Source organism: Saccharopolyspora hordei (genome assembly GCF_013410345.1).
Lineage (GTDB): Bacteria > Actinomycetota > Actinomycetes > Mycobacteriales > Pseudonocardiaceae > Saccharopolyspora > Saccharopolyspora hordei.
Genome location: NZ_JACCFJ010000001.1, coordinates 213,620 through 232,486 on the forward strand (window position 1 = coordinate 213,620; position 18,867 = coordinate 232,486).

Annotated in this window: 19 protein-coding genes and 1 riboswitch; of the genes, 6 read left to right on the forward strand and 13 right to left on the reverse strand. The window is 72.3% G+C overall.

What is annotated here, in order from left to right:
- Nucleotides 1-19: 19 nt before the first annotated feature.
- Entirely contained in the window at nt 20-292 is a 273-nt protein-coding gene (locus HNR68_RS01030) for a hypothetical protein (protein WP_179716709.1), read from the forward strand.
- Nucleotides 293-336: 44 nt separating this feature from the next.
- Here HNR68_RS01030 and HNR68_RS01035 read toward each other — a convergent pair whose 3' ends face one another.
- The 5 genes from HNR68_RS01035 to HNR68_RS01055 all read right to left on the reverse strand — a co-directional run bounded on the left by HNR68_RS01035 (nt 337) and on the right by HNR68_RS01055 (nt 4,208).
- Nucleotides 337-1,101: an HAD-IIA family hydrolase gene (locus HNR68_RS01035; RefSeq protein WP_179724500.1), complete on the reverse strand. Its 765-nt coding sequence runs from the start codon at nt 1,099-1,101 to the stop codon at nt 337-339.
- Nucleotides 1,102-1,127: 26 nt separating this feature from the next.
- Complete coding sequence (locus HNR68_RS01040) at nt 1,128-2,216, reverse strand: ATP-binding cassette domain-containing protein (protein WP_179716711.1); 1,089 nt, start codon at nt 2,214-2,216, stop codon at nt 1,128-1,130.
- Nucleotides 2,213-2,974, reverse strand: a complete 762-nt coding sequence (locus HNR68_RS01045) for an ABC transporter permease (protein WP_343049871.1) — start codon at nt 2,972-2,974, stop codon at nt 2,213-2,215. The genes HNR68_RS01040 and HNR68_RS01045 overlap by 4 nt, the downstream gene beginning before the upstream one ends.
- Before the next feature lie 89 nt (nt 2,975-3,063).
- The gene (modA, locus tag HNR68_RS01050; RefSeq protein ID WP_179716713.1) at nt 3,064-3,810 is read right to left on the reverse strand and encodes a molybdate ABC transporter substrate-binding protein; all 747 of its coding nucleotides are present in this window, start codon (nt 3,808-3,810) and stop codon (nt 3,064-3,066) included.
- On the reverse strand, nt 3,807-4,208 hold the full coding sequence (locus HNR68_RS01055; protein WP_179716715.1) for a helix-turn-helix domain-containing protein: 402 nt from the start codon (nt 4,206-4,208) through the stop codon (nt 3,807-3,809). Before HNR68_RS01055 ends, modA begins: the two co-directional genes overlap by 4 nt.
- 160 nt (nt 4,209-4,368) lie before the next feature.
- Between HNR68_RS01055 and moaA the strand changes: the two genes are divergently transcribed.
- The 4 genes from moaA (at nt 4,369) to HNR68_RS01075 (ending at nt 7,604) form a co-directional block, all read left to right on the forward strand.
- Nucleotides 4,369-5,427 carry a GTP 3',8-cyclase MoaA gene (gene moaA / locus HNR68_RS01060; protein ID WP_179716717.1) on the forward strand — a complete coding sequence of 353 codons (1,059 nt, stop codon included), beginning with the start codon at nt 4,369-4,371 and terminating at the stop codon, nt 5,425-5,427.
- A gap of 3 nt (nt 5,428-5,430) precedes the next feature.
- On the forward strand, nt 5,431-5,706 hold the full coding sequence (locus tag HNR68_RS01065; protein WP_179716719.1) for a MoaD/ThiS family protein: 276 nt from the start codon (nt 5,431-5,433) through the stop codon (nt 5,704-5,706).
- Nucleotides 5,707-6,275: 569 nt separating this feature from the next.
- Nucleotides 6,276-6,420: riboswitch (cyclic di-AMP (ydaO/yuaA leader) on the forward strand.
- A 1-nt stretch (nt 6,421) separates the two neighbouring features.
- Nucleotides 6,422-7,030, forward strand: a complete 609-nt coding sequence (locus HNR68_RS01070) for a LysM peptidoglycan-binding domain-containing protein (protein WP_179716721.1) — start codon at nt 6,422-6,424, stop codon at nt 7,028-7,030.
- A gap of 298 nt (nt 7,031-7,328) precedes the next feature.
- The gene (locus tag HNR68_RS01075; RefSeq protein ID WP_343050433.1) at nt 7,329-7,604 is read left to right on the forward strand and encodes a TetR/AcrR family transcriptional regulator C-terminal ligand-binding domain-containing protein; all 276 of its coding nucleotides are present in this window, start codon (nt 7,329-7,331) and stop codon (nt 7,602-7,604) included.
- A gap of 3 nt (nt 7,605-7,607) precedes the next feature.
- Here the strand turns inward: HNR68_RS01075 and HNR68_RS01080 are convergent, their stop codons facing one another.
- From HNR68_RS01080 to HNR68_RS01095, 4 genes are all read right to left on the reverse strand, one after another.
- Complete coding sequence (locus tag HNR68_RS01080) at nt 7,608-8,522, reverse strand: molybdenum cofactor biosynthesis protein MoaE (RefSeq protein WP_179716725.1); 915 nt, start codon at nt 8,520-8,522, stop codon at nt 7,608-7,610.
- A gap of 77 nt (nt 8,523-8,599) precedes the next feature.
- Nucleotides 8,600-9,079: a cyclic pyranopterin monophosphate synthase MoaC gene (gene moaC, locus HNR68_RS01085; RefSeq protein ID WP_179716727.1), complete on the reverse strand. Its 480-nt coding sequence runs from the start codon at nt 9,077-9,079 to the stop codon at nt 8,600-8,602.
- Between the two features lie 120 nt (nt 9,080-9,199).
- Complete coding sequence (locus HNR68_RS01090; RefSeq protein ID WP_179716729.1) at nt 9,200-10,654, reverse strand: NAD-dependent malic enzyme; 1,455 nt, start codon at nt 10,652-10,654, stop codon at nt 9,200-9,202.
- A 214-nt stretch (nt 10,655-10,868) separates the two neighbouring features.
- Complete coding sequence (locus HNR68_RS01095) at nt 10,869-11,048, reverse strand: hypothetical protein (protein WP_179716731.1); 180 nt, start codon at nt 11,046-11,048, stop codon at nt 10,869-10,871.
- 158 nt (nt 11,049-11,206) lie between these two features.
- Here HNR68_RS01095 and HNR68_RS01100 point away from each other — a divergent pair, with 158 nt between their 5' ends.
- A complete protein-coding gene (locus HNR68_RS01100) occupies nt 11,207-13,459 on the forward strand; it encodes a helicase-associated domain-containing protein (RefSeq protein WP_179716733.1) in 2,253 nt (750 codons plus the stop codon).
- Between the two features lie 157 nt (nt 13,460-13,616).
- Here the strand turns inward: HNR68_RS01100 and HNR68_RS01105 are convergent, their stop codons facing one another.
- Genes HNR68_RS01105 through HNR68_RS01120 form a run of 4 tightly spaced genes read right to left on the reverse strand, consistent with a single transcriptional unit; the run spans nt 13,617 to nt 18,571 of the window.
- Entirely contained in the window at nt 13,617-14,186 is a 570-nt protein-coding gene (locus HNR68_RS01105) for a GTP-binding protein (RefSeq protein ID WP_218888157.1), read from the reverse strand.
- 7 nt (nt 14,187-14,193) lie between these two features.
- Nucleotides 14,194-14,934, reverse strand: a complete 741-nt coding sequence (locus HNR68_RS01110) for a DUF742 domain-containing protein (RefSeq protein WP_179716737.1) — start codon at nt 14,932-14,934, stop codon at nt 14,194-14,196.
- Nucleotides 14,935-14,966: 32 nt separating this feature from the next.
- On the reverse strand, nt 14,967-15,374 hold the full coding sequence (locus HNR68_RS01115; protein ID WP_179716739.1) for a roadblock/LC7 domain-containing protein: 408 nt from the start codon (nt 15,372-15,374) through the stop codon (nt 14,967-14,969).
- A gap of 20 nt (nt 15,375-15,394) precedes the next feature.
- Entirely contained in the window at nt 15,395-18,571 is a 3,177-nt protein-coding gene (locus tag HNR68_RS01120) for a sensor histidine kinase (protein ID WP_179716741.1), read from the reverse strand.
- Nucleotides 18,572-18,867: the final 296 nt, after the last annotated feature.

The window sequence follows — 18,867 nt, forward strand, 5'->3', positions numbered from 1 at the left end:
CCCTCGTCAAGGAGTGCCCATGATCACCGAACTGGAACTGGAGCGCACAGCGGCAGCACTGGACCGCGCGTTCAGGGAACCCGAGACCACGGACTGGACCACGGTGGAGCGGCTGCGGCTGCACGCCGACCTGCTCGACCGGCTGGCCGCCGCCCAGCGCCACTGGTCCGGCCCGGTGAGCAGGCGGGCGGAGCTGGTGCGCGACTCGGCCGAGCGCATGGCCGACGAGCTCACCAACGTCACGAGCAGCATCGACCTCGACCTCCCGCACCAGGCGACCACCCGCCGCTGACCGGCCCCTCGCCCCGGCCGCACCCACGGGCGCGCCACCGGGCCCTACGCCTTGAACGGGTCCAGCACGTTGTCGACCAGGTCGGCGACGGAGTTGACGACCTTCGTCGGGCGGTACGGGAACAGCTCGGCGGTCTTCTCGTCGGAGATGCCGGACAGCACCAGGATCGTCTGCAGCCCCGACTCCAACCCCGAACGCACGTCGGTGTCCATCCGGTCGCCGATCATCAGCGTGTTCTCCGAATGCACTCCCAGGTGCCGCAGCGCCGACCGCATCATCAGCGGGTTCGGCTTGCCCACGTAGTACGGCGCGCGCCCGGTGACCCGCTCGATCAGCGCGGCGACCGCGCCGGTGGCCGGCAGCGTGCCCTCGCGGCTCGGCCCCTTCTCGTCCGGGTTCGTGGCGATGAACCGCGCCCCGGCCTCGACCAGCCGGATGGCCTTGGTGATCGCCTCGAAGCTGTAGGTGCGGGTCTCACCGAGGATGACGTAGTCCGGGTCGCGGTCGGTGAGCACGTAGCCGATGTTGTGCAGGGCCGTGGTCAGGCCCGATTCACCGACCACGTAGGCCGAGCCGCCCGGTCGCTGGTTCTCCAGGAACTGCGCGGTGGCCAGCGCTGAGGTCCAGATCGCCTCCTCCGGGACGTCCAGCCCGGTCCTCAGCAGCCGGGCCCGCAGGTCGCGCGGCGTGTAGATCGAGTTGTTGGTGAAGACGAGGAACGGGATGCGGTTCTCCCGCAACGCCGCGAGCAGGGCGTCGGCGCCGGGCACCATGTGCTCCTCGTGGACGAGCACGCCGTCCATGTCCATCAGGTAGGTCCAGGGGGATGGCTCAGTCACGCCCCCGATGATCCTCCGGACAGCGGGTGGACCGCTACCTCGGCCGCCTTGACCGCGAACCACACCTCGTCGTCGGGCACGAGCTGCAGGTCGGCGACCGCGGCCGGGGTGATGTCCGCGGCCAGCCAGCAGTCCCGCACGACCCCGCGCACCCGCACCACGTCGCCGCGCGGCTCCAGCCCGGCCAGCCGCACCCGCAGCGCGTTGCGCGGGCTGCCGCCCGGCGGTTCCCGGTGCACCGCGACCGCGCTCGGCGCGAACACCGCCGCCGCGGCCTCCCCCTGCGCCACGTCCTCGGCGACCCGGCCGCTGAGCACGGCGTCGCCGAACTCCACGCCGTGGTCGAGGGCCACCCCCGGCACCAGGTTGAGCCCGGCGACGCGCGCGGTGAACGGCTCCTTCGGCCGGGACAGCACCTCGCGGGTCGGTCCCTGCTCCACGACGCGGCCGTCGAGCAGCACCACGAGCCGGTCGGCCAGCACGACCGCGTCCAGCACGTCGTGCGTGACCAGCACGGTCGGGCCCGGCTGCCGCCGGAGCACCTGGTGCAGCAGGCCGCGCATCGCCGGTGCGGCGTCGACGTCGAGCGCGGCCAGCGGCTCGTCGAGCATGAGCAGCTTCGGGTCGGCCGCCAGGGCGCGCGCCAGCGCGACGCGCTGCGCCTGACCGCCGGAGAGCTGGCTCGGACGCCGGCCCGCGAGGGCGGCGACGCCCACGTCGTCCAGCCACCGCGCGGCGATCTCCCGCGCCCGCGCCTTGCGAACACCGGCCGCGCGCGGTCCGAACGCGACGTTGTCCAGCGCGGTGAGGTTCGGGAACAGCAGGGGCTTCTGCGCGAGCAGCCCGACGCCGCGGCGGTGTGTGGGCACCGCGATGCCGCGCTCGGTGTCCAGCCACGGCACGCCGTCGAGCTCGACCCGACCCCGGTCCGGGACCAGCTGCCCGGCCAGCACCGACAGCAGGGTCGACTTGCCCGCGCCGTTCGGGCCGAGCACCGCCAGCACCTCGCCGGGCGCGACCTCGAGCTCCACGCGCAGCGCGAACTCCGCGCGGCGCAGCTCCACGTCGGTCCGCAACCCGCTCACAGCTGTCCTTCCACCGCCTTGGGCCGGGCCACCACGATCACCACGAGGGCCACCACCACCAGCAGCAACGACATCGCCACCGCAGCGTCCACATCGGACTGAGCGGTGGTGTAGACGGCCAGCGGCAGGGTGCGCGTGGTGCCCTGCAGGCTGCCGGCGAAGGTGATCGTGGCGCCGAACTCGCCCAGCGCCCGCGCGAAGGTGAGCACCAGGCTCGACCCCAGCGCGGGCAGCAGCAGCGGCACGGTGACCCGCCGGAACGTCAGCCAGGGACCAGCGCCGAGCGTGGCGGCGACCTGCTCGTAGCGCCCACCCGCGGTGCGCAGCGCGCCCTCCAGGCCGACCACCAGGAACGGCATCGCCACGAACGTCTGGGCCAGCACCACGGCCGTCGTGGTGTAGGGCAGGCGCAGGCCGACGACGTCGAGCAGCTGCCCGAGCGGTCCGGTGCGGCCGAGCAGGTAGAGCAGCGCCAAGCCGCCGACCACCGGAGGCAGCACCAGCGGTAGCAGGACGAACGCGCGCACCACGCGCAGACCGCGCATCCGGGACCGGGCGAGCACCACCGCGAGCGGGCCGCCGAGCAGCAGCGACAGGCCGGTGGAGATGAGTCCGGTGACCACCGAGAGCCGCAGCGCGTCGAGGGCGGCCGGGCTGGTCAGCAGCCCCGGCAGTGCGGTGGGGTCCACCCTGGTCAGCAGCCCGAGGACGGGCAGCACCACCAGCGCCAGCGCCACCACCGCAGGCACCCACAGCACCACCGGGACCTGGGGTGGACGCGATCTCCAGTGAAATCGCGTCTTCGATTTCAGCGGAAGTTGCGTCTGGGACTGCGGTGGGGTCCTGGTCATGGGGTGCCGAAGCCGTGGTGGGTGAGGATCTCGCGGCCGACGGGGCCGCGCGCGAAGTCGACGAACTGGGCCGCCAGCTCGGGTTCCGGGGCGCCGTTGACGGTCGCGATCGGGTAGGTGTTCACCGCCTGCTGGGACTCCGGGAAGTCGATCCGCTGCACCCGGTCCCCGGCCGCCTGGGCGTCGGTGACGTACACCAGCCCGGCGTCGGCCTCGCCCGCGACCACCTTGTTCAGCACGGACTTGACGTCGTTCTCCTCGCTGACCGGCGCGAGCCGCACCCCGGCCGCCTGCGCCACCCGCTGCGTGGCCGACCCGCACGGCACCTGCGGCGCGCACACCACCACGGCGTGGTCGCCGGCCAGGTCGGCCAGCGAGGTGATGCCCGCCGGGTTGCCGGGCGGGACCACGATGGTCAGCCGGTTGGTCGCGAAGGTCTGCGGACCGCCGACGAGGTCGCGCACCTTCGCCATGTTCCCCTCGTCCGCCGAGGCGAAGACGTCCGCCGGCCGCCCCTGCTGGATCTGCTCGGCCAGCGTCGCGGAGCCCTGGTAGTCGAACTGCACCCGCACGGCCGGGTGCTCGGCGGTGAACCGGGCGCCCAGCTCGTCGAAGGACTCGGTCAGCGACGCGGCGGCGAGCACGGTGAGCGTGCGCTGCTGCTGGGTCTCCGCCTGGCCGCACCCGGCCAGCAGCACCAGCGCCAGCAGCGCACCGGCGATCGTCCTGAGCTTCGGCATCATGCTCCCCCCGGCGTCTCCACCACCACGTTGGTCGACTTGACCACGGCCACCGCCAGCACCCCCGGCCGCAGGCCCAGGTCGCGCACCGCTTCGGTGCTCATCAGCGACACCACCCGGTGCGGGCCGCACTGCATCTCCACCTGGGACATGACCCGGTCCGAGACCACTGCGGTGACCAGGCCGACCAACCGGTTGCGGGCCGAGCGGCCGACACCGGAGGGGTCGGGCGTGGAGCGCGCCTGGTCGCGGGCGAACTCGGCGAGCTCGGCACCGTCCACGACGAGCCGACCGGAGGAGTCCCGCTGCGCGTGCAGCTGGCCACCGTCGACCCACCGGCGCACGGTGTCGTCGCTGACCCCGAGAAGGCGGGCTGCTTCGGCGATCCGATAGTGCGGCACGGTGGGGACGATACGTCCGAAAGTGCGGCGGGATCCAGCACCTAATCCCCGCAGATCTGGATCTGCTGTTGGACCTGGACCTCCGCCGTCCGCTGCGCACGCGCAGAAAAACCCCTCGCCACGATCGAAATCGACCCGTGCGGCGGGTTAGGGTCGTGGGGTGAGCGCGGTGGACCTGGGAATTCCGTTCGTGCATCGCACGATCGACACGTCCGCACGTCCGGACACGCCGCACCTGGTGGACCGGTTCGGGCGGGTCGCCACCGATCTGCGGGTGTCGCTGATCGACAAGTGCAACCTCCGGTGCACGTACTGCATGCCGGCCGAGGGCCTGCCCTGGCTGAAGCGGGACGAACTGCTCGACACCGCCGAGATGAACCGGCTGATCCGCATCGCCGTCGAGGAGCTCGGGGTGCGCGCGGTCCGCTTCACCGGCGGCGAACCGCTGCTGCGGCAGGACCTGGTGGACATCATCAGCACGACCGCCGCGCTGCCCAGCCGCCCGAAGACCTCGCTGACCACCAACGGGATCAACCTCGGTGACCACGCCGAAGCCCTGGTCCGCGCCGGGCTGGACCGGGTCAACGTCTCGCTGGACACCCTCGACCGCGCGGTGTTCAAGACGCTGACCAGGCGCGACCGGCTCGACGACGTGCTGGCCGGCCTCGCCGCGGCCAAGCGGATGCGGCTGGAGCCGGTCAAGGTCAACGCCGTGCTCATGCGCGGGGTCAACGACCACGAGGCCTGCGACCTGCTGCGCTACTGCATCGAGCACGGCTACCAGCTGCGCTTCATCGAGCAGATGCCGCTGGACGCCCAGCACGAGTGGGACCGCGGGCGGATGATCACCGCCGAGGAGGTCCTGGACCGGCTCAGCGCCGAGTTCGACCTCACCCCGGACGTCGCCGAGCGCGGCTCGGCACCCGCGGAGCGCTGGCTGGTCGACGGCGGGCCCGCCACCGTGGGCGTGATCGCCTCGGTCACCCGGCCGTTCTGCGCGGCCTGCGACCGCACCCGGCTCACCGCCGACGGCCAGCTCCGCTCCTGCCTGTTCTCCACGACGGAGACGGACCTGCGGGGGCCGATGCGCGCCGGGGCCGACGACGCGGAACTGGTCCGGCTCTGGCAGGCGACGATGTGGGCGAAGGCCGCCGGGCACGGCATGGACTCGGGCGGGTTCGCCCAGCCTGCCCGGCCGATGAGCGCTATCGGGGGTTGAGCGATGACGACGTCGGCGGAGCAGGTCGCGACGGTGTCGGTGCGCTACTTCGCGGGTGCGCGCGCCGCGGCCGGGGTCGCGGAGGAGGCGGTGCGCCTGGCGAGCCCGGCGACCGTCGACGACGTCCTCGCGGCGGTGCGGGAGCTGCACGACGAACGCCTGGCGAAGGTGTTGCCTGCCTGCAGCTTCCTGCTCGACGGGGTGGCCGTCCGGGACCGCGGGACAGAGGTCCCCGCGGAGGCGACGCTGGACGTCCTGCCGCCGTTCGCAGGCGGCTGAACCCCGCTCTCCGACACCTCATTGCTGCGCACGCGTGCGGGCGCGCGCGTGCGCGGATACAACATTCCCCGGTGCGTCGTACATTCCCTTTCGAGTGACTTTTGGCCACCTCTTCGAGCCCTGTTGATCTTGCTCTGCCGTCCGGGTCCTCCACGAGCCTGAAGAAGTCTCGATCCGGCGATGCAGATCGCTACCCTCCGCGTCGACGCGAGCCCGCTTCGTGATCGCGAACGCACACCTCCGCACGGCCCCTCAGGCGCGGAACCACCCGCGCGAGTGGTGCGCACGCGTGCGGCGCACGAGGCGCGTGGCGAGCGATGAGGTGACCCACGCCTCACTGACGGTGATCGATCTCAGCCCGGAAACGACTTGGTAACAACGCTCTGATCAGCGCAAACGCCACGGATCGAAGCACGCGTCCCGCTTGTTACGTGACCAGGGTCACAGGCACGAGGATTTGGGATCTCCTCGTTGGTTACGTAGTGTCGCTCCTCGGTCGGCCCCGAACCGATCAGCAAGAGACGGGAAGCCCGCAGCGCCGAACCCTGTCCGGCGGGCTTCCGACCCCCGAAACAGGAACACCGGACAGGGGCGGGGGACCCAACACCGGGCTCCCCGAAGCCCTTGGGGTGAAGCCGGTTCCCCCGACCCGGCCGGGCTGCCTCTCAGCCCGAACCCGACAGCTGACCTCGCAGGCGCGGCAGGAGAGAGGATCATGGCTCGCTACAAGGGCAAGCACCGCAAGCCGTCCAATACCAGCCGAACCGTCGCTCGCGTCGCCGTCGCCGGCGCGGTGGTCGCGTCCCCGATCGCGATCGCCCCGATGGCCAACGCCGCCGACTGGGACGCCCTCGCGCAGTGCGAGAGCAGCGGCAACTGGAGCACCAACACCGGCAACGGCTACTACGGCGGGCTGCAGTTCAGCCAGTCCACCTGGGCCGCCTACGGCGGCACCCAGTACGCCAAGAGCGCCCACCAGGCGACCCGCGAGCAGCAGATCGCGGTCGCCGAGAAGGTCCTCGCGGCTCAGGGCGCCAACGCCTGGCCGGGCTGCACCGCGAAGGTCAACTGGACCAGCGGCAGCACCAAGACGAGCACCAAGGTGACGAAGAAGAAGGTCTCGTCCACGACGCAGACCGGGAAGAGCACCACCAAGACGACGGTGAAGACCAACGGCGCGGACTACACGGTCCAGCCGGGCGACACCTTGAGCAAGATCGGCGAGCAGTTCGGCGTCAGCTACAAGACGATCGCCGAGCGCAACTCGCACATCATCAGCGACCCGGACCTGATCTTCCCGGGTCAGCAGCTCGACATCAAGTGACTCGGTCGGCCGGCGCTGCCGCCGGCCGACGAGGAGCACGTGTCGTACCCCCGACACGACACGTGCTCCCCATTCCCGGGACCCCCACCGCACGCCCCAGCGGTGGGGGTCCCGCCACTCCCGGCCCGGGGCGATCACTGGGCCTTCCTGCTGAGGTGCTCCCACCTCGCCAGTTCGGCCGCGCGAGCGCGGTCGGCCTCCTGGCGCCGCCGAGGACCAGGCACTCCGGCGGTTCCACCAGGTCCACCACCTCGGCCGACCGGCGCGGGTCGCAGTCCTCCGAGGCGGCCCACCTGCCCTGCACCCACTCGCGCAGCGGCGCGCACGCGCTCCACACCGAGGTCAGCAACGCCCCGGAGCGGCGGTCTACCGCGAGAAGGTGGGAGCGCCGATGCGCGCGACGAAGGAGCGGCTGCGCAGCGGGCAGCGCGCGGGCCGGCTGGCCACCGACGCCGACCTGGACCTCGTCGTGGACTTCCTCCACGCGCCGCTGACCCAGCGGTGGCCGAACCGCTCCGGCCCCCTCGACGACGCCTCCGCCGACGCCACCCTGCGGGCCTTCGGCCCGAGGTGACCGTCAGGGGCAGTTGACCCACTCCTCGGTGCCGTCGTCGAAGACCTGGCGCTTCCAGATCGGCAGCCGGCGCTTGACCTCGTCCACCAGCTCCGAGCAGGCGGTGAAGGCCTGCTTGCGGTGCTCGGCCGCCACCGCGCAGCCCAGCGCCACGTCGCCGATCGCGAGCAGGCCGGTGCGGTGCGAGACCGCGATCGCGCGCACCCCGTCGAAGCGCTTCGCCACGTCCTGCGCGACCCCGGTGATCACCTCGGAGGCGGTGGGGTGGCCGGTGTACTCCAGCTCCCGCACGCCGCGCCCGCCGTCGTGGTCGCGGACCACGCCGCTGAAGGTCACCACCGCGCCCGCCGCGCGGTGCTCCACCGCGCGGGCCAGCTCGTCGACGTCGATCGGCTGCTCGGTCACGTCGGCGCGCAGCACGTCCGCCGGGGCCCGCTCCGGGGCCACGTGGTCACCGCCGTGCAGCTGGTCGAGGGCGTGCTCCAGCACCCCGTCCAGCACTCCCAGGCCGTCCTTGACCCCGCCGCGCGAACCCGGCAGGTTCACGACCAGCGTCTTCCCGCTGACCCCGGCCAGTCCGCGGGAGAGCACCGCGGTCGGCACCTCCGGCAGACCCGCGGAGCGGATCGCGTCGGCCAGCCCGGGGATCGGGTAGTCCAGCACCGCCGCGGTGACCTCGGGGGTGCGGTCGTTCGGGTTGATCCCGGTGCCGCCGGTGGTGATCACCACGTCCGCGCCGTCGGCGACCGCGCGGCGCAGCTCCTCCCCCACCGGGTCGCCGTCGGGCACCACGACGGGGTCGGGCACCTCGAAACCGCGGCCGCGCAGCCACTCGACGATCACCGGCCCGGTGCGGTCCGGGTACACCCCGGCCGCGGCGCGGTTGGACGCGGCGATCACCCGCGCTGTCCTCGTCATGGAGACCTCCTGTGTGTTGCGCGCGCCCGGCGACCGGGCCGTCGTCGAGGGAGCTGCTCCCCGGGGATGATCGCCGGTCAGGGCTCGCGGGTCCAGGTGCCGGTCTTGCCGCCTTCCTTGCGCTCCACACGGACCTCGTCGAGCACCGCGGCCGGGTCGACGGCCTTGATCATGTCGTGCAGGGCGAGCCCGGCGCCCGCGACCGCGGTGAGCGCCTCCATCTCCACCCCGGTCCGGTCGGTGGTCTTCACCGTCGCGGTGATCCGCACCTCGGTCTCGCCCAGCTCCAGGTCGACCTTCGTGCCGGTGATCGCGATCGGGTGGCAAAGCGGGATGAGGTCGGGTGTGCGCTTCGCGGCCATGATGCCCGCGATGCGGGCGGTGGCGAGCGCGTCGCCCTTGGGCAGCCCGTCCCGGCGCAACAGGCCGATCACCTCGGCGGTCGTGCGCACGACGCCGGTGGCGACGGCCCGGCGGGCGGTGGCCTCCTTCGCGGACACGTCGACCATGCGCGCGGCACCGGCCTGGTCGACGTGCGTGAGCTCTTCCTGCGCCATGCGTCGAGCCTAGAGCACCGCGCAGCGGCCCCGGGCTCCGCAGCTAGCGGGTCGTGAGCGGGAAGACCGGCTCCAGCCGGTCCACGCACTCACGACCCACGCGACCGCGAGGGGTGGGGGTCAGAAGTCGATGTCTTCGGCCATGCTCCAGGGGAGGGAGGAGCCGCCCGCGTGGGCGGGTTCGCCGACCTTGGCCGCCAGCGCCGCCTTCTTCACCGCGTCGGCCACCGCCGGGGACACCGCCGAGTCGAACACGCTCGGCACGATGAACGAGGCGTTCAGCCGCTCGCCGTCCACCACGTCCGCGATCGCGTTGGCGGCCGCGATCATCATGTCGTCGGTGATCTGGTGCGCGTGCGCGTCGAGCAGACCGCGGAAGAAGCCCGGGAACGCCAGCACGTTGTTGATCTGGTTCGGGTAGTCGCTGCGGCCGGTCGCCACGACCTTGGCGTGCTTCTGCGCGTCGAGCGGGTCGATCTCCGGGTCCGGGTTGGCCAGCGCGAAGACGATGGCGTCGTCGTTCATCGTCGCCACGTCGTCGGCGGACAGCAGGTTCGGCGCGGAGACGCCGATGAAGACGTCGGCGCCGCGCACCGCGTCGGCGAGGGTGCCGGTGCGGCCCTCCTTGTTGGTGCTCGCGGCGATGGACTGCAGGTTCCGGTCGGTGTCGCCGCGTCCTTCGTGGACGATGCCGTCGACGTCGACCGCGATGATGTCGGCGGGCGCCTTGTGCTGCAGCAGCCGGATGATCGCCGACCCGGCCGCGCCCACGCCGCACACCACGATGCGGCAGTCGGTGATGTCCTTGTCCACCACGCGCAGCGCGTTGCGCAGCGCGCCGACCACCACGATCGCGGTGCCGTGCTGGTCGTCGTGGAAGACCGGGATGTCGAGCTTCTCCCGCAGCCGCGCCTCGATCTCGAAGCAGCGCGGGGCCGCGATGTCCTCCAGGTTGATGCCGCCGTAGACGGGGGCGATGAGCTCGACCGCGCGGATGATCTCCTCGGTGTCCTGGGTGTCCAGGCACACCGGCCAGGCGTTGACGCCGGCGAACTTCTTGAACAGCGCCGCCTTGCCCTCCATCACCGGCAGCGCCGCCTCCGGCCCGATGTTGCCCAGGCCGAGCACGGCGGAGCCGTCGGTGACCACCGCGACGGCGTTGCGCTTGACGGTGAGGCGCCGGGCGTCCTCCGGGTTCTCCGCGATGGCGGTGCACACCCGGGCCACGCCCGGGGTGTAGGCGCGGGACAGGTCGTCGCGGTTGTTCAGGGCGACCCGCGAGCCGACCTCGATCTTGCCGCCGAGGTGGACCAGGAACGTCCGGTCGGAGATCTTGCGGACCCGCACCCCGGGCAGCCCGCTGAGCACCTCGGCGAGGTCGTTGGCGTGGTCGGCGGACCGCGCGTTGCAGGTGATGTCCACGACGATGCGGTCGGCGTGCGACTCGACCACGTCGAACGCGGTGATGACCCCGCCTGCGCGACCGACGGCGCTGGTCAGATCGCCCGCTGCGGTCGTCGACGGCGGAGCCTCGACGCGCACGGTGATCGAGTAACCCGGACCTGGAACCGGCATGGCACACCCCTGTCGAGCGGTACGGCTGTGGACTTGTGTCGGGTGCCGTTCTCCGGCGGTCGGCCGACCGCCGGAGTGGATCGCTCATCCGGGATGCAAGCCCTTCGGGCCTGCTAAGCGACCGGAACTTCACCCAGCACGAAAAATCCTAGAACTTTCGCCTGTGTGATCGACGTCCGGTCCCGTTACCAGCCGGTTGCCCTTGACAGGCGGGTCACTTGTTGATGCGCGTGACCGGGTGGACGTACGGCACGGTGTCCAGCGGGAACGTGGTGCTGCCGAACGGCGACTCCGCGCCTTGCTTGCCGGCCAGGAACTCGCTCACGGCGTGCTCGCCGTCGCTGACCTTCGGCCACGTCGGGTCGATGCGGTCCTTCTTGGTCTTGCCGGCCACGTCGTCCTCCTGTGCTCTCCGGGCTGACACTCCAGGTCCAGTTTGCCGGACGCGGTGGTCGACCTCATCCAAGGGTGTGCATGCCCATAGTCCGCGTGCGCTGCGCGACCGGCGTCGACGGGCCCGTCGAGCGGGGTCCGCTGGGTATCGTGGTGGGGATGTCCCCGCTAGCGGAATGGCTGCGCGCACGCAGCGACGAGGCCCTCGTGGCGCTGCTGCGCGCTCGCCCCGACCTCGCGACCCCACCGCCCGCGGACACCTCGGTGCTGGCCACCCGCGTCGGGGTGCGCTCCTCGGTGGCACGGGCCTGCGAAGACCTGGACTCCTTCGCCCTCTCCACGCTGGAAGCCCTGGTGCTGCTCGACGCCGACCAGGCGCCGGTCACGCTGGAGGCGGTGGCCGGGATGCTGGGCGGTGACATCACCCCGCCGCAGGCCCGGCGCGCGGTGGACCGGCTGCGCGACCTGGCGCTGGCGTGGGGTGACGACGACGCGCTGGCCGTGCCGCCCGCCGTCCGCGAGGTGCTGCCCACCTTCCCGGCCGGGCTCGGGCGGCGGGCCGAGCACCTGACCGAGGACGCCGCGAAGGCCGCGCTCGCCGAGCTGGACGAGGAGGAGCGGCGGCTGGTGGACAAGCTCGCCGCGGGCTCCCCGATCGGCCGGACCAAGGACGCCGCCAAGCAGGTCCCGCTCGAGCGCGCGACGAACCCGGTCCAGCGGATGCTGGCCAAGGGACTGCTGCTGCGCCGCGACGCGGAGACCGTGGAACTGCCCCGGCAGCTCGCGCTCGCCGTGCGCGGGGAGCACCCGATGGGCGAGGTCGAGGCGGAGGAACCGATCCCGGACCTGACCTCGACCGCGCAGTCCGATGTGGACAGCACCGGCGCCGGTGCGGTGCTGGAGCTGCTGCGGCACCTGGAGGACCTGCTCGGCGCCTGGGGCGAGGAGCCGCCGGACGTGCTGCGCTCCGGCGGTGTCGGGGTGCGCGAACTCCGCCGCACCGCCAAGGCCATCGAGGTGGACGAGACCCGGCTCGCGCTGCTCGTGGAGCTGGCCGTCGCGGCGAACCTCATCGCCCACGACGAGTCCGCCGAACCGCAGTGGGTGCCCACCTACCAGTCCGACACCTGGCTGGCGTCCCCGCCCGAGCAGCGCTGGGCCACGCTGGCGCAGGCCTGGCTGGACCTGCCGCGCCTGCCCGGCCTGATCGGCGCCCGCGACGAGAAGGACCGCCTGCTCGGCCCGCTGTCGGAGGACCTCCGCCGCCCGCTCGCGCCGAAGGACCGCCGCCGCGTCCTCGACTACCTGGACGAGCTGCCCGGCGGCCACGGGGCGCGCCCCGACGACGTCGCCGCGGTGCTCGCCTGGCGGGCCCCGCGGCGCGGCGGTCGGCTGCGCGACGACCTGGTGCGCTGGACCCTCGCCGAGGCCACCACGCTCGGCGTGGTGGCGCTGCACGCGCTGACCAGCGCCGGGCGCGCGCTGCTCGCCGACGGCCCGGCCGAGGCGGCCCGCCTGCTCGCCGACGCGCTGCCGGAGCCGCTGGACCACGTGCTGGTGCAGGCCGACCTGACGGTCGTCGCGCCCGGGCGGCTGGAACCGGACCTGGCGGCCGAGATGAAGCTGGTCGCGGACGTGGAGTCCGCGGGCAGCGCCACGGTCTACCGGATCAGCGACAGCAGCGTCCGCCGCGCGCTCGACGCCGGCCACACCGCCGACGACCTGCACGCGCTGTTCCGCACCCGCTCGCGCACCCCGGTGCCGCAGTCGCTGACGTACCTCATCGACGACGTGGCGCGCCGGCACGGGCGGCTGCGCGCGGGCACCGCGGCGGCCTTCCTGCGCTGCGACGACCCGCTGCTGCTGGCCGAGGTGATGGCCAAGCCGGAGAGCGAGCAGCTGGAGCTGCGCCGCATCGCGCCGACGGTCCTGGTGAGCCCGCTGCCGCTGGCCGACGTGGTGGAGACCCTGCGCGCGGCCGGGTTCACCCCGGTCGCCGAGGGACCCGACGGCAACGTCCTCGACCTGCGGGAGAGCGGGCGCCGCGTGCGCGGCAAGAACCGCCCGGCGCCGCCGGCGGGGCTCGCGCGGCCCGGCGACGAGCAGCTCGCGGAGATCGTGGGCCAGCTGCGCGCGGTGGACCGCGCGGGCACGGCGCGGCGCGGCAGCGCGGTGAGCCCCGAGCGCGGACGTCCCAGCGCGGAGGCGACGCTGCAGCTGTTGCGCGACGCGGCGCGGGAGCAGCGGAGCGTCTGGCTGGGCTTCGTGGACACGCACGGCGTGCGCAGCGAGCGCGTGGTGCGCCCGGTCACCGTCGGCGGCGGCGTGCTGCAGGGCGTCGACACCGCGACCGACGAGCTGGGCCGCTTCCCGCTCCACCGCATCATGGCCGTCGCCCTCGTCGAGGACTGACCGAGCGGCACGGGCCGGGCCACCGCTCCGGACGGCACTGCCACACCCACCAGCCACCTGCGGGACGCCGGGTCCGAGCAGGACGGCCGCTGTGGGCAGCCTGCGGCGTCCACCCGCCCCCTGGGGGGCTGGTGGGTGCGCCGTCAGCCGGGGTGGGTCAGCGGGTGGCGGCCATGCGCTGGCGCATGGCGTGCTCGACCAGGGTGATCAGGGCCTGCTTGGTGCTCTCGCGGTTGCGGGCGTCGCAGGTGATCATCGGGACCGAGGGCTCGATGGTCAGCGCCTCCCGGACGTCCTCCATGCGGTGGTGCAGCACCCCGTCGAAGGTGTTCACCGCCACGATGTAGGGCAGTCCGCGGTCGTCGAAGAAGTCGATGGACCCGAAGGCGTCCGCCAACCGGCGGGTGTCGACCAGGACCACCGCGCCGATCGCGCCCTTGACCAGGTCGTCCCACATGAACCAGAAGCGGTGCTGGCCCGGGGTGCCGAACAGGTAGAGGATCAGCTCCTCGTCCAGCGACACCCGGCCGAAGTCCATCGCGACGGTGGTGGTGACCTTGCCGGGCGTGGCGCTGAGGTCGTCGACCCCGACGCTGGCCTCGGTCATCACCGCTTCCGTGGTCAGCGGCACGATCTCGGAGACCGAACCGACGAACGTCGTCTTCCCGACGCCGAACCCACCGGCGACCACGATCTTCGTCGAAGTCTTCCGGCCACCCGGCGTCATGCGGGGATCAGAGCCTGCGAAGCCCACTGAGCACCCTCTCCAAGAACTCCATGGACGGCCGATCACCGACGACCATGCCACTGTCGTGAATCAAGACCAGGCCGGTGTCGGCCATGTCGCCGATGAGCACCCGCACCACCCCCAGGGGCAGGCGCAGGTGTGCGGCGACTTCTGCGACCGATCGGGCTTCCACGCACAGCTCGGAGATCGAGCGGTGCTCCGACCTGGCCTGGGCCGCCTGCTTGCGACCGCGTTCGCTGGTGGTCACCAGCGTCTCGATAGCAAGATCATAATCGGTGCGCGTCCGTCCCCTGGTGCGGGCGTACGGCCGCACCAGCGAACCGCTGTCGAGCTCGTCGTCCTCGGCGTCGGCGCTCGGGATGGCCGGCATCGACCCGGAGATCGACGGCATGGACTGCGAGATCGGTGCCATCGGCTGCGAGATGGACGGCATCGACTGCGAGATCGGGGACATCGACTGCGAGATCGACGGCATCGAAACCGAGGGCGGGCCGCCGCCGTCGGACGGGCGGGGCGCAGCCGGCGGCTCCGCGGACGTGTCGTAGCCAGAACCGAACAGGTCGGCCCCGGGACCGCCGAACAGCGCCCGGTCGTACTCGCCGTACGACTCGGTGTCCTGCCCGGACTCGTCGTCCACGAGATCGTCCTGCCAGGACTCGGTGCTCAGCCTCTTGTTGTAGAGGCGGAACAGGTCACCGTCCCAGCTCGGCTCCGAACCGGTGGTCATCGCGAGCTCCCCTCAGCGTTCTCCTGCCCCAGTCACCGGCGCCCCATGCCCTGCAGCTGCGCGCGCAGTTCCGGTGTGAGCTGACGCCCGACCCGCTCGACGAGCAGGGTCATCTCGTAGGCGATCAGGCCGATGTCGGCGTTGGGCGCGGCCAGGACCGCGAGGCAGGAACCGTCGCTGATGGACATCAGGAACAGGTAGCCCTGCTCCATCTCCACGACGGTCTGGGTGACCTCACCGGCTTCGAAGCAGCGCGCTGCCCCCTGGGTGAGGCTGACCAGACCGGAGGCGACCGCGGAAAGCTGCTCGGCGCGGTCCCGCGGCAATCCCTGTGATCCGGCGAGCAGCAGGCCGTCCGCAGACACGACCACCGAGTGCGCCACGCCGGGGACCCGACGCACGAAGTCGGTGATCAGCCAACTGAAGCTGTTGCTGCTCATCGGTTGCTGCACGGACCCGTTCACTCCTGCTCCTCGGGACGGCTCGAATTCGAGCGAGGTTCGGTGGAAACCGGTTCGGCTCTGGAGTGCCTACCCCGTTTGACACCCTGCTGGAAGTTCGTCATCCGGCCGCGCACCGCATCGGCCGAACGCGAGGTGGCGGGCTTGCGGCGGGGAGCCTGCGACGAACGCGGGGTCGCCGAGCCCGGCACCAGGTTCGTCTTGGGCACCCGCTTGGGCAGCCCGGCCGCAGTGGTCTCGTGGACCTGCGGGGCTTGCAGCAGCGCTTCGGCCGCCTTCCAGCCGACGTCGGCACCACCCCACCCCGGGTCGGGGGTGGTGGTGCGCGGGACCTCGGCACTGGGTTCTGCCGCGGTCTCCGCCTGTCCCGCCGCCGACTGGGAGGTCGAGGTCTCGGCCGGCCCCGGCTCCGCACCCAGCGACGGTTCGTCCACATCGGACTCGCGGAACCACTGCGAGAGCACGGCTTCGTAGATCGGCAGGCGTTGCGTCGGCGCGTCGTCCATGTCCCAGGAGGCCCCTCTCGGCTCGTCGTCGGCGAACGCCGGCGGCTGGCCTTGGGCGCCCTGATCCGGGCTCCCCCCTGGGGTCGAGGCGTCCGAGACCGCGTCCTGCCGGGTTCCGTTGTCCGCGGCGCGCTCGGAATCGGTCCTGCTCTCGGTGCCGTACCCGGCCCCGTTCAACGCACTCCCGTTGTGCGCCGGCTCGTCCCGCTCGTCCGGGAACTCCGTCGGCGTGAACTGAGCGGTCTTCTCCGCTTCGAACGGGCTGTGGAACAGATCGGTCGTGGCGGCGGGGACCCCGCACCGGCCGTCGAAGCCGTTCGGGTCCTCGCCGCTCGGCCATTCCTCAGCGCGGACGTCGTCGTCCGCGGGCGCCGTCCGCTCATCCTCCCACCGAGGGACGTCAGTCGCCCCCAACGAATCGCCGGACGACAGCGTGACGGAGTACTCGGTCGGCAGCGCGGTGCCCTGCTCGTCCGGTTCCGGCTCCGGCTCGTCCTGCGGCTGCGGGGCGGGCGCAGCGGGCTGGTCGAGGTCGAGCTTCGGCAGCGGGGCGCGCTCGGTGGGCGGCTCGGCAGCCCGCTCGCTGCGCCCACCGCCGAAGGCGGCGGCCAGGCCGAGGTGCGAGCCGGTCTCGCTGACCGCGTCGCGCCGGTCGTCACCGCGGCCGGTGCGCGGCACGTCGGGCATCGGCATCGGGCCGTCCGGGGTGAGCTGGACGACGTGCTCGCCGGAGAGCCGGACGGTGGCGGTGGCACCGCCCTCCAGGCCGTCGTTGTTGTGCAGCTCGACGCGGATGTCGTGGCGCCGGGCCAGCTGGCCGACCACGAACAGACCCATCCGGCGGGACACCGAGACGTCGATCTCCGGCGGGCGGGTGAGCCGCTCGTTGATCTCGTCGATCTCCTCGGCGTCGATGCCCACGCCGCGGTCGCGGATCTCGATGACGAGCTCCTGCCTGCGGTAGGCGGCGCGGACGGTGACCTCGGTGTCCGGGTTGGAGAACACCGTGGCGTTCTCCAGCAGCTCGGCGACCAGGTGCACGAAGTCGTTGACCACGCGGCCCTGGATGGCCAGGTCCAGCGTGTCGACCACGTTGATCCGCGCGTACTGCTCGACCTCGGACACCGCGGCGCCGAGGACCTCGTTGAGCGGCACCGGGCGCATCATCCGGCGGGTGAGGTCGGTGCCACCGAGGATCAGCAGGTTCTCGTTGTTCCGCCGCATGCGGGTGGCCAGGTGGTCCAGCTCGAACAGGCTGCTCAGCTGGTCCGGGTCCTGCTCGTCCTGCTCCAGGCGGTCGATCAGGGACAGCTGGCGCTGCACCAGGGTCTGGCTGCGGCGGGCGAGGTTGACGAACAGGTCGTTGATGTTGGTGCGCAGCAGCGCCTGCTCGGAGGCCAGCCGCAGCGCCTGCTGGTTGACCGTGTCGAAGGTGCGGGCGACCTGGCCGATCTCCTCGCTGGTGTGCACCGGGACCGGCGGCACGGTGATCTGGCTCGCGGCGGTGGGGTTCTCGTTCACCCGCTTGATCGCGTCCGGCAGGCTCTGCTGCGCGATCTCCAGGGCGCCGTAGCGCAGGGTGCGCAGCGGGCGGAGCATCGAGCGGGCGATGAAGGCCGCCACGCCGAAGGCGACCACCAGCAGCAGCGCCAGCAACGCGGAGTCGCGGACCAGCGACCACCACGCGGAGTCGGACAGTTCGGCGGCGTCGTCGTGGAAGTCGGTGAGCACCGCGTCCTCGACGGAGCGCACCAGGTCGGTCCGCTCCCCGGCGACCTGGCCCCAGGTCTGGGCCGGGACGGACAGCGAGGCGGACTGGTCGCGCTCGGCGCGGATCAGCGCGGTCTGCCGGATCTGCTCGGAGGCGTCGACCGCGGCGCCGGCGACGCGGGCCGCGTAGAGGGACTGCTGCTCGGGGTTCGCCGCGTTCTGGAACTCGCTGTAGGCGGCGTCGAACCGCGCGTCGGCGGCGCGCATCTCCTCGGTCTGGCCGGTGAGGAACCGGTCGCGGAGCGCGGCGCTGAGCAGGATGGAGCGCTGCTGGGCGAGCTGCTCCTTGGCGCGGCCGAGCGCTTCGGACGCCCGCGCGGTCTCGCTGAGCTCCGTGTTCGTCGCGGAGGTCGCGACCGTGCGGTTGACCTGGAGCAGCGTGTCGATGACCGAGTTGTAGGCGACCAGCGTCTGGGGGCTGGTGAAGCTGCTGTTGACGGTGTCGCGCAGTGCGCCGAGGCTGCCGACGCGGTGCACCGCGCTCCGGTAGGCCTGGCGGACTTCTGGCGAGAAGTCGCCAATCCGGCTCTCGAAGTCGCGCAACTGCTGCACGGCGCTGTCGACCGTCCCGGACTGCGCCGCGTAGTCCTCAGCGGACTTGGAGCCGCGGACCGTGGTGTACACCACCGCGAAGTCGCGTTCGCGCTGCAGTTCGTGGGTGAGGCCGGCCGCCTGCTGGGCCAGCTCGACCTGCTCGACGATGGTGCTGAGCCGGCTCTGGGTGGTCACGCCGTCGTAGACGCGGATACCACCGACGGCCAGCGCGGCCAGCGTCGGGACGAGCAGGACGGCGGCCATCTTGTACCGGAGGCGCCAGTTGCGCAGCCACCACCGCTTGGTGCGGGTGGCTCCCAGCTGGTCGGGCCCGTCGGCTCCGGTCGCGGGGTCGTTGTTGAGCATCCCTGTTTCCTGCGCTGCGGCGGACATGTGCGTCACCGCCACGGCCGACTCGCTCTTCGCGCCACGGCGGTGTTGATCATGGTGCTGGGAGTGTGCCCGCGAACCGGCGTCGCCACGCCGAGGACCCACGAGCGGATCCACGAATCCTCGACTCCCGTCGAGCAGCCGCAGACCCAGACTCTGTCAGCCGGGCTTGCCATCACACTCCCTGGTCACAACGTGCATCCCCCGAAGCAAGAGGCCAGTCACCTCGACGGGCGAGACTATACTTAACTGGGCGTCACAAGTCAGGCCCC

Excerpts from the sequence above, each read along its gene's own strand:
- HNR68_RS01065 (WP_179716719.1), top strand. The coding sequence starts at position 5,431 with ATGACGACGTCGGCGGAGCAGGTCGCGACGGTGTCGGTGCGCTACTTC.
- HNR68_RS01115 (WP_179716739.1), bottom strand. The coding sequence starts at position 15,374 with ATGAGCAGCAACAGCTTCAGTTGGCTGATCACCGACTTCGTGCGTCGG.
- HNR68_RS01120 (WP_179716741.1), bottom strand. The coding sequence starts at position 18,571 with ATGCTCAACAACGACCCCGCGACCGGAGCCGACGGGCCCGACCAGCTG.
- HNR68_RS01100 (WP_179716733.1), top strand. The coding sequence starts at position 11,207 with ATGTCCCCGCTAGCGGAATGGCTGCGCGCACGCAGCGACGAGGCCCTC.
- HNR68_RS01030 (WP_179716709.1), top strand. The coding sequence starts at position 20 with ATGATCACCGAACTGGAACTGGAGCGCACAGCGGCAGCACTGGACCGC.
- HNR68_RS01070 (WP_179716721.1), top strand. The coding sequence starts at position 6,422 with ATGGCTCGCTACAAGGGCAAGCACCGCAAGCCGTCCAATACCAGCCGA.
- HNR68_RS01110 (WP_179716737.1), bottom strand. The coding sequence starts at position 14,934 with ATGACCACCGGTTCGGAGCCGAGCTGGGACGGTGACCTGTTCCGCCTC.
- modA (WP_179716713.1), bottom strand. The coding sequence starts at position 3,810 with ATGATGCCGAAGCTCAGGACGATCGCCGGTGCGCTGCTGGCGCTGGTG.
- HNR68_RS01080 (WP_179716725.1), bottom strand. The coding sequence starts at position 8,522 with ATGACGAGGACAGCGCGGGTGATCGCCGCGTCCAACCGCGCCGCGGCC.
- HNR68_RS01105 (WP_218888157.1), bottom strand. The coding sequence starts at position 14,186 with ATGACGCCGGGTGGCCGGAAGACTTCGACGAAGATCGTGGTCGCCGGT.
- HNR68_RS01090 (WP_179716729.1), bottom strand. The coding sequence starts at position 10,654 with ATGCCGGTTCCAGGTCCGGGTTACTCGATCACCGTGCGCGTCGAGGCT.
- HNR68_RS01035 (WP_179724500.1), bottom strand. The coding sequence starts at position 1,101 with ATGGACATGGACGGCGTGCTCGTCCACGAGGAGCACATGGTGCCCGGC.
- moaC (WP_179716727.1), bottom strand. The coding sequence starts at position 9,079 with ATGGCGCAGGAAGAGCTCACGCACGTCGACCAGGCCGGTGCCGCGCGC.